Raw genomic sequence first — 288 nt, 5'->3', positions numbered from 1 at the left:
GTGAAAGATGTATTGTTGTAAAACCAGGAGATACAGTGCAGATTAAGGATATCACAATAGTTGCATTAGAATCATTTGACAGAACAGCATTAATAACTGAACCTCCAAAGGGAGATATCAGAGGAAAGATGCCAGTAGATATGGATATTAAGGCTGTTAATTATTTGATAAAGACACCAGGTGGAAATTTATATCATAGTGGTGATTCACACTATTCAAATTTTTATGCCAAACATGGAAACGAATACAAAATTGATGTTGCATTAGGATCTTATGGTGAAAATCCAA

At 33.3% G+C, this 288-nt stretch carries 1 pseudogene; it reads left to right on the top strand.

What is annotated here, in order from left to right:
• Positions 1–288: pseudogene (locus tag ACJDTP_RS27615) on the top strand (L-ascorbate 6-phosphate lactonase); the annotation flags it as partial.

This window comes from Candidatus Clostridium helianthi (genome assembly GCF_045310795.1).
GTDB classification, from domain to species: Bacteria; Bacillota; Clostridia; order Clostridiales; family Clostridiaceae; genus Clostridium; species Clostridium helianthi.
Note: the sequence above shows the minus strand (reverse complement) of the source record. Positions and strands in the feature narration are given on the sequence as shown.